Below are 8,924 nucleotides of genomic sequence, written 5' to 3'. Positions count from 1 at the left end.
AGCAAACAGCATAACAGACTCTAAACAATTACCCAATTTATTTCTTAAACTTCATTAGGGGGTTTTTGCTGGGGTGTTTCTTCAGGGTTTCCCCGCCCGACATTGATCGGAGATGTGCAAATTTAATATTGAAACTTGTTCAAACCTTGCCCAGCAAAGATGAAAGGAGTTTTTCGGTGAGATTCACACGTATTGTAATTGTAACTGTAACGCTACTTTGTTTCTTGTCTTTCTCTGTCTCGGCAGGGACATTTATCGAAACATTTGATGACAAAAATCTGGAAGTGTGGAAGGAACTCGTCCACTTGAATAAAGCCCCTGGTTCTTGGGAGGTTATCAATAATGAACTTCACGCCGTAAGCCGTGAAACATTTCGGCGTCTACTCATAACCGGAGATAATACATGGGAAAACTATACTATTGAATTTGATGTCAAACCGCTTACAAAACACGGTGTTGGAACTATAGTGATTGCTGCACGGGTTAGCGGCGCCTGGGTGGTTTCCTGCAACATTGACGATCGGGTGGAGTTAATTGACGGCAAAGCTGTTCCTGGCACACGCATAAGTTGTGACTATGGTGATTGGCGCGGGGTAGAGTTTATAAGCCTTCACAGGGCAGCGCATCCGCTTCTAAGATTGGATAAGTGGGCGCATCTAAAGTTAAGCGTTCAAGGAAATATCGTCACTTTCTGGATTGATGGGAAGCAGGTTGTGAAACCTACGAAACTTCTAATTCTTGCAGGGGTTCAAGCCTTTGATGGTTTTCCAGACTTCCTGACAGGTGGCATAGGCTTCGGTCTCTCGAATTATACGGCGCGCTTTGATAACATTACTGTGACCGGCGAGAGTATTCCAAACGGCGGTGGATTCGCCGTAACATTCCAAGGCAAACTCGCGACAACATGGGGGAACTTGAAGCGGTTTTAATCTCAACAGAAATCACATTGAAAGGAGAATCTCTATGAAATGTGTGAATATTATAGCAATCCTTTTTCTTTTCTTCTTTGTCTGGGCAGGGAGGTTTGTGGAAACCTTTGTAATTATAGACGGACGAAATAATGTTTCACATTTATGGGTTTCATTTTACTGTCGTGTTTGGTATACTTTACCAATAGGAAAGTGACTTGATATTGAGATAACTTGTCTATCCACCGCTGTATCTGTCCAAAATCGGCGGATCATAATCACGGAGTATTCTGATGGAAAGAGAAAACGATGTTCAATTGATTCGTAGCATTTTATCAGGCAACGATGAAGCATTCAGTGTTTTAGTCCAAAAGCATCAAAAGAGTATTCATGCGCTGGCGTGGCGAAAGGTCGGTGACTTTCACATCGCTGAAGAGATAACCCAAGACACTTTCCTCAAGGTATACAAGCACCTCGCACAGCTGAAAAATCCGAACCAGTTTGGGGGATGGCTTTATGTTATCGCGAATAATCTTTGCAAGAAGTGGCACCAAAAGAACAAATCTGTGATGCAATCATTGGAAGCCACACCTATAGAAGAAATTGAGAAACTCTCTTATACGCATCACTTATCTGACCTACGGCAGACAGAGATCACTGAGGATCGCCATGAACTCGTCAAAAAACTTTTGGCAAAGCTGCCGGAGAGCGAACGTACGGTGGTGACACTCTTTTATCTCGGAGAAATGACGGCGAAGGAAATTGGAAAATTCTTAGGTGTGTCAGTCAACACAGTTAAAAGTCGACTTCACCGCGGACGCGAGCGTTTACAGGAACGGCAGGAAGAACTATTGGTTAGCGAAACACTCGGGGGTATCCCATTCCCTGCCCAAGTAACTGAGCGTATCATGCAGGAAGTCGCTAATATGAAACCGATATCGCCCCCGGTTGGCAAACCGTTGCTACCGTGGGCGGCTGTTGGAACTGCCACCGTTCTGGTGATATTGCTGCTCGGTGTGAGCAACGCGTACCTTGCTCGTTTTCAGAAGCCGTACAGTTTTGAAGCACAATCTGAACCTACCATTGAAATCGTTGACACACCTATCATTCTGGATATTGCGGCGAAACCCGCTATACAAAATCGAGTGGGTCGGGCAGCTTCCGCAGGTAAAAACAGCGGTACTGGGGCACAAGTCTCTACAACGACCACAGCATCTGTTACATTGGAGGACTCCGCCAAGTTTTCGACTTCGCAGTGGACGCAGGGAAGCGCACCACCAAGCGGGCGCGTCCGCGATATCTTCGCTACATCTGAAGGCAGCGTCTATGGTGTTACCCCCTCAGGCATATACAGATTAGGCGCAGATGCTACCACATGGACACGCATCAACACGGATATTCCAATTGGTGAATCGCTAATGCCGATGGCAGAGCATAGTGGCATCCTTTACATAGTATCCACCGATGAAATATTTAGGTCGGATGATAAAGGTGAAACATGGCGGACGATTGGTTCCCGACCAAAGGGACACGCCGTTGGTCTCATTATCACGGGTGAGAGTTCTACGATGTATCTTGCGCTTAGAGATGAAGGGATTTATCGATCTACAGACGGTGGGACACAATGGCACCTATTTAATGGCGGATTGGCAAACAAAAGGATTTCTACAGTCGCTGCTGTTGGAACAACAGTGTTTGCTGGCACAGCGCGCGGTCTCTATCGTCTGGGTTCAGGCACTTGGCAAAAGTTGCCGGTAGAGACATCAAGAGCCATCTATTCCTTGGCAGTGTCTGATAATAATCTCTATGTTGGGACAGGTCCCCATCTGTTGGGACTCACGCCAATAGAGGTAGAACAAGAAGTACCAAGAAATGAGTCGCATGCCCTCAAAATTTTCCATTCGGCTAACTTGGGAGCATCTTGGACAGAAATAACACCCAGTTATAAATCTGATTATGATCGAGTGATACCCTCTGGCATGACGGTTTCGGCTGTTGGTGAAGTGCTTTTAGTGTCAACTGCCAGCCAACAATATCATTCAACAGATAGCGGACAAACCTGGACAGAACTTTCAGGAGATACGGACCTGTTCATGATCAATAGTCTTCCAGTTGTGGCTATAGACGAGACGACGTTTTACAAAGCGGGTCTCTTTGGGATTCATCGCACAACTGATGGCGGGCAATCGTGGAGATTACTTATAGATGGGATGGTGGGAACAAGGCTAAAGGATTTGGTTGCGTTCAATAACAGATTATACGCGCATACCGGCTATGCGGTGTATCAATCCACTGACGAAGGTGTGTGTTGGAAAAAAATCTCAATTACTGGGGATTTTGCTGCAAAGGTGATTGTAATTACAACTGACTCATCAAAACCGGAAAGCGCGCGTGTCTCCAATACCTTTCACTCAAAATTGGTGGTTGATGACAATAATCTTTATCTTATTTCACCTGGAGTTAACAATTTGCAAATTGCCCACGTATCTACAGATGGCGGTATACGCAGTCCCGTTCAAAGCATACCCGCTTCTCATGATGAAGTATTACGCCGCAAGTTACCAACAGGTAGCGAGGCAGCGAAAGAGACGCACTTATCCGCGGATTCTAAAACAGAGCATCACGTAATTGTCTCGATCGTTCCACCGCCCATAAAGAAAGAGAAAGCGGGAGCCGGAATAGTCGGGGTCTCTAACGATGTATTCTATGCTGAGCAGGAACGTACGCTTTTTAAGTGGAAACTGGGTGATCCGGTATGGACAAACACAGGATTAACAGACAAGAGCCAAGAGTCTTATGACAACGACATCCAGGATCTCAAATTAGCCGTTTCGAGAGAAACCATCTACGTCGGCAAACGCGATGGTAAGCTGTTTCAGTCACTTGATGGAGGGAATAGCTGGAGAGATGTTACGCCAAGTCTACCACTTCGTTTTGACGATTTCAATGAGATAACCTTTGTTGGCTCAACAGTTTATGTCGCAACAGACGAAGGGGTCTTGAGTTCAGAGACCGGCGCACACTGGCGCGTGCTAACCGATAGTGCGGGTATGCGTCCGATCATAGATAGATTTGCCGTGGATGGCCCCACAATCTATGGTGTTAGCAATATCGGAGCCTATCGGTTGGATACCCGTAATCAATGGAAAAAGGTTTCCTCAGAAGCACTCGGTGAAACTGCTGCGCTCGCTGTCCTTAACGATAAACTGTTTAGTGCTATCAAAGATCACGGGATATTTCACATCGCGCTTGCCGAAGAATAGATGACATTACATCACGCGTCGCCTTGAACGTTGAACGGACATCAGTAGTAGAGTATGTAAAAAACTTAGCGATGTCCGCGATTGGGATCCCTTTGCCTTCTGAAATTCTTCCTCTGACATCAAAAATGCTTGATCCGCGAAATAGACGAAGTAGGCAGAATTACCGATATATGAATCGAGCCAACTATTCCAGTCGCGATGCTCACTATGACTTCCGCAGCACTTAAAATCGTGCGTCAGTTCCCATGAGTTTTTCCTGGTGAAGAAAGTGTAGCAAAAACTCTCTTGATTTGCTAAAATATGTGTATGCAGCAAAAACGAATGCGAGACGTTTTCTGGGTGGGCGACTCCAAGAAGAGGCTTTTAGAATTTCCGAACAGGGTACAGCAAGAAATAGGCTATACATTGGAAGGTGTGCAATCAGGCATAACGCCTCACAAAACCAAACCCTTGAAAGGATTTTCGGGAGTGTATGAAATTGTCAGCGATTACGCCCGGGATACCTATCGGGCAGTTTATGCGGTGAACCTCGGAGACTTCGTTTATGTTCTGCACTGCTTTCAAAAAAAATCGACACGGGGCATAAAGACTCCCAAAAGGGAAATTGATCTCATCCGTAGACGTTTGAACACGGCAAAAAGACTTGCACAAGGAGAAAAAAAATGACTGAAGAAAAAATTGAAGGTGAAAAAAGCAGCGGTAATGTGTTTGAAGATTTAGGTTTTGTCAATCCAGAAGAATACCGTACGAAAGCCCGTCTTTCCTTAATAATCAACAGCATTATAACCGAAAGCCAACTTACATGGGACGAGGCCGCCAAACTTTTAGAACTCAGCAAACCGGAAATCACGGCGCTCCTAAACGGCAGACTTGATGGCTTTTCTATTGAATCCTTGTTTTTACTCATCAGAAAGCTGGATTGTGACGTTGAAATTGTTGTTAAAGGTAGTCCTGCATACAATCCGGCAGCAGAGATTAGCATTTCAATTCCGTTCTGATACATTTTTTGCAAAAGCAGCCGAATAAAATAGTTGTCGGTTAAAGAAGCATCGTGTCCAGGAACCTTGACCAACAACTCGCCTACCGATATTTTTAATAAGGCACGAGTTGTTGGTCAAAACTAACTACTCACCTTACAGCGCATGGTCTTCCGGACGGACACCCTTTGTAAACGTGCCAAAACCGAAGAACGTCGGTTCATAATCGCCGACATAATCGACGACACTTTTATCAGGAATATCGTCCTCCATCCCCATACACCAATAGCAGCCATTGACGAGAAGACGACGGAGTCCTTCGCTTTCCAAATCGACAGAGGCACCCATCGTCGTGTTCAAGACGCGTGAGGTGTTCCCTTCATCACCGGTATAGGTTTTAATCCACACCATCGGCATTGTGACAGTATCCGATTTTGGTACATCTGTCGGATCCATACCGACCAGCACCTGTCCGTGGATAAGCACCTGCGAATCACCTGTCAAGTCATTAATGCCGTAGACATCAGACGGTCCCCAAACATCGTCAACGCCTTTGAGTATCGGATGATCTTGCATCGCTTCGTCGATCACGCCGCGGGCACTCTCTTTACCATGGTGTCCATGGTGGTTGACCCACGTCTCACCAAGCACCTGCCTGCCGTAGCCGCCTTCAAAATCTTTGGCGTTGAAGCTATACTTTGCATACGGACTCTCAAGATCGCGGCTATAACTGAAAGCGTGCGTTGCTGTCCGAAGCCCTATCACGGGTTTACCAGCATTCGTATAGTCAACGACATACTTCATCTGCTCATCGGGCAGTTCGCGGAAACGTGTGAACAGCACCATCATATCCGCTGATTGTAGATGGTGAAGTCCCGGAATGTTCGTCTGCACCTCCGGATCGATTTCACCTGTTTCAGGATTAATCGCAAACAGCACCGTGCATGTAAAGCCGTGGTGTGTGGCTAATACCTTCCCCAACATTGGCAACGCCTCTTCAGAGCGATACTCTTCATCACCACTAACAAGGACAATATGTTTACCTTTTCCGGGACCTTCGTTCCCTTCGTAAACAACCCATTCGTTATTCATTAAAAAATAACTCCATAAATAAGATTTTGCATAAGTATAGCACATTTTTCTCAGAAAGTCACATTGAATCTGTCTGCAAAAAACTAAACGGTCCGCATATATAGAGAAAAAACTTTGACAAATATCAGAAATTACCATAAAATTAAAAGACAGACTCGAAAACATTATCCGAAACGGACACGCAATTTGTAGGAGAATGTGCCCATGCCTTTAACCCCTCAACAGCAAGACCATTATAACTGAATAGAAGAAATTGGAGGACCAGATTGCTAAAAGTATCCAAGTTCGGCGGGAGTTCCCTCGCCTCAGCGGAGCAAGTGCGTCAAGTTTGTGACATCATCACCGCTGACCCGGAACGCCGCCTTATCGTTGTCTCTGCACCCGGAAAACGACACAGCCAAGACATCAAAGTAACCGATCTGCTCATTGCTGCGGCATCACAGCGCCTTGCTGGAAAACTCGGTGCTTCGGAATGTGCTGAAGCCATTGAACGTTACCGTCGCATCGCTTCTGAATTAGGACTCCCTGCGGAGGTCACTGAACCCATCGCCCGCGACCTAACAGAACGTCTCGAGAACAGCATAACCGATGCCGACCTCTATATGGATACAATGAAAGCAGGCGGCGAAGATAACTGCGCACGGCTCGTCGCACAAGTCCTACAAGCACGAGGTGTAGATGCACACTACGTGAATCCGAAGGACGCAGGTTTATTGCTCTCCGACGAACCCGGTAATGCACAAGTCTTACCGGAAGCGTATAACCGGCTGCGCGATCTACACGAACGCCCGGGAGTCACTATCTTCCCCGGCTTCTTTGGCTACTCAAGACAGGGCAACATCGTCACTTTTTCGCGCGGCGGTTCAGACATCACAGGTGCTATTCTCGCGAGTGCGGTGCGGGCGGAAGTGTATGAGAACTTTACAGATGTTGATTCTGTGTTCGCAGCGAACCCGTCTATCGTTAAAGACCCGGCACCAATCGCCGAGTTAACCTATCGTGAAATGCGGGAACTCTCTTATGCCGGATTCTCTGTGTTCCACGACGAAGCCCTCGAACCGGTCTATCGCGCACATGTACCCGTCAACATCCGAAACACTAACAATCCAGACGCAGATGGCACCCGGATCGTTCCGCACCGAAAATCAACAGACATCCCAGTTGTTGGGATCGCTGCAATGGAGAGTGTCTGCTGTATATATCTCAGCAAATACCTTATGAACCGTCAAATCGGATTCGGGCGGCGGTTATTGCAGATATTGGAAGCCGAAGAAATTTCATTTGAACACGTTCCGTCGGGTATAGACAACATGTCAGTCATTATCCGTGAAGAAAACCTCTCGGCACAGAAAGAAAAAAGGGTCATCGAACAGATTCGGCAAACGCTTGCACCTGAAGACATCTCTGTTGAACGAGAGTTGGCACTGATTATGGTTGTGGGTGAAGGAATGCGTCACACTGTCGGTATTGCTTCGCGCGCCACGAAGGCATTGGCGGGGGCAGAAGTAAACATTGAAATGATTAATCAAGGTTCCAACGAAGTCAGCATGATGTTCGGCATAAAATCTGGAGACATGGAGACGGCTGTTCAAGCACTCTACAAAGAATTTTTCGATTCTCTAACAAATTAAAAACCGGACGACCACTAACGCCTGGAGAGGGTGGACAAGGACAGTCTTTCATTAAAACAACTGTCCACTTCCAAACTCCTTTAATTATCACCGATGTTGTTGATGGGCATCGAAAACCCGTTTTTGACAACGGAAAAAACGGAGCGAAAATTCAATCGTTAAAAAAATGGAGATAACAGTTCAATCGAAAGAATTAGCAGCAGGAAAACTCTCGGACGCACACGTCAAGCAAGCACTCGACGCGATCCATGTTGATGGCTACGTGGTTTTAGAAAACGTCGTTAGCCATGACCACTTGGATATTCTTCGCGAACGGATGGATGCCGATTCGCAGACCCTCATTAAAGCCGAGAAATGGGGGGGCGCAGGCAAACTCATAGGGCACCTCCAACAGGGACCGCCGCCTTTCGCGCCATATATCTTTAGAGACATCGTCGCGAATCCTTATGTTGTGCAAGTGACGCAGGAGCTGCTGGGCCCAGGACTTTATAATAACTTTTACAACGGCAACACGAACTGCCCCGGTAGCACAACACAACCGCTCCATAGAGACGGTGCGCATCTGTGGCCGGACCAAAAAATTGCGCACCCTACAACAGAAGTTGTCGTTAATATTTCACCACAGGATACAACTGAAGAAAATGGGAGTGTAGAAATTTGGCCCGGCTCGCATCTTGAGGTGGGTGAGCACCATATAGATGAAGAACAAGAAGAAGCACGCCGTAAAATCTGTCCGCCCATCCGTGGAAATGCGAAGAAGGGAAGTGTGCTGATTCGAGACATGCGCCTATGGCACCGCGGTGTCCCCAATCCATCTGACAAGCCGCGCCATATGATAGCATTGATTTACCGCGTCCATTGGCTCAAATCCAACCGGCGACTGAAGTATAAAACTGGGTGTGAAGCCGCTTTTGAAAACAGTGATCTTGATCATAATGCTGAATTCATTGACTTCGCTGAACAAAAAATAGATGATTACGATTATCTCTTCAATCCGAGATTCTAAATGTATGCAGCGGTGTCAGTAGGGGCGAGGTAAACTCGTCCCTACGA

Annotated in this window: 7 protein-coding genes; 6 read left to right on the top strand and 1 reads right to left on the bottom strand. The window is 46.5% G+C overall.

The features are described from left to right. Nucleotides 1-176: 176 nt before the first annotated feature. From OXH00_17390 to OXH00_17375, 4 genes are all read left to right on the top strand, one after another. Nucleotides 177-929: a DUF1080 domain-containing protein gene (locus OXH00_17390; protein ID MCY3742792.1), complete on the top strand. Its 753-nt coding sequence runs from the start codon at nucleotides 177-179 to the stop codon at nucleotides 927-929. A 272-nt stretch (nucleotides 930-1,201) separates the two neighbouring features. After that, complete coding sequence (locus OXH00_17385; protein MCY3742791.1) at nucleotides 1,202-4,171, top strand: sigma-70 family RNA polymerase sigma factor; 2,970 nt, start codon at nucleotides 1,202-1,204, stop codon at nucleotides 4,169-4,171. A gap of 321 nt (nucleotides 4,172-4,492) precedes the next feature. Then, nucleotides 4,493-4,837, top strand: a complete 345-nt coding sequence (locus OXH00_17380) for a type II toxin-antitoxin system RelE/ParE family toxin (GenBank protein ID MCY3742790.1) — start codon at nucleotides 4,493-4,495, stop codon at nucleotides 4,835-4,837. Continuing rightward, entirely contained in the window at nucleotides 4,834-5,169 is a 336-nt protein-coding gene (locus OXH00_17375) for a helix-turn-helix transcriptional regulator (GenBank protein MCY3742789.1), read from the top strand. The genes OXH00_17380 and OXH00_17375 overlap by 4 nt, the downstream gene beginning before the upstream one ends. A gap of 135 nt (nucleotides 5,170-5,304) precedes the next feature. On the opposite strand, the gene OXH00_17370 is transcribed toward OXH00_17375, so the two are convergent. Then, a complete protein-coding gene (locus tag OXH00_17370; protein MCY3742788.1) occupies nucleotides 5,305-6,240 on the bottom strand; it encodes a ThuA domain-containing protein in 936 nt (311 codons plus the stop codon). A gap of 266 nt (nucleotides 6,241-6,506) precedes the next feature. Here OXH00_17370 and OXH00_17365 point away from each other — a divergent pair, with 266 nt between their 5' ends. Then, complete coding sequence (locus OXH00_17365) at nucleotides 6,507-7,871, top strand: aspartate kinase (GenBank protein MCY3742787.1); 1,365 nt, start codon at nucleotides 6,507-6,509, stop codon at nucleotides 7,869-7,871. A gap of 166 nt (nucleotides 7,872-8,037) precedes the next feature. Beyond that, nucleotides 8,038-8,877, top strand: coding sequence for a phytanoyl-CoA dioxygenase family protein (locus OXH00_17360; protein ID MCY3742786.1), 840 nt, complete (start codon nucleotides 8,038-8,040; stop codon nucleotides 8,875-8,877). Nucleotides 8,878-8,924: the final 47 nt, after the last annotated feature.

Source organism: Candidatus Poribacteria bacterium (assembly GCA_026706025.1).
Classification (GTDB): Bacteria; Poribacteria; WGA-4E; order WGA-4E; family WGA-3G; genus WGA-3G.
The sequence above is the reverse complement of the archived record's forward strand: the minus strand, read 5'-3'. Positions and strand labels throughout refer to the sequence as shown.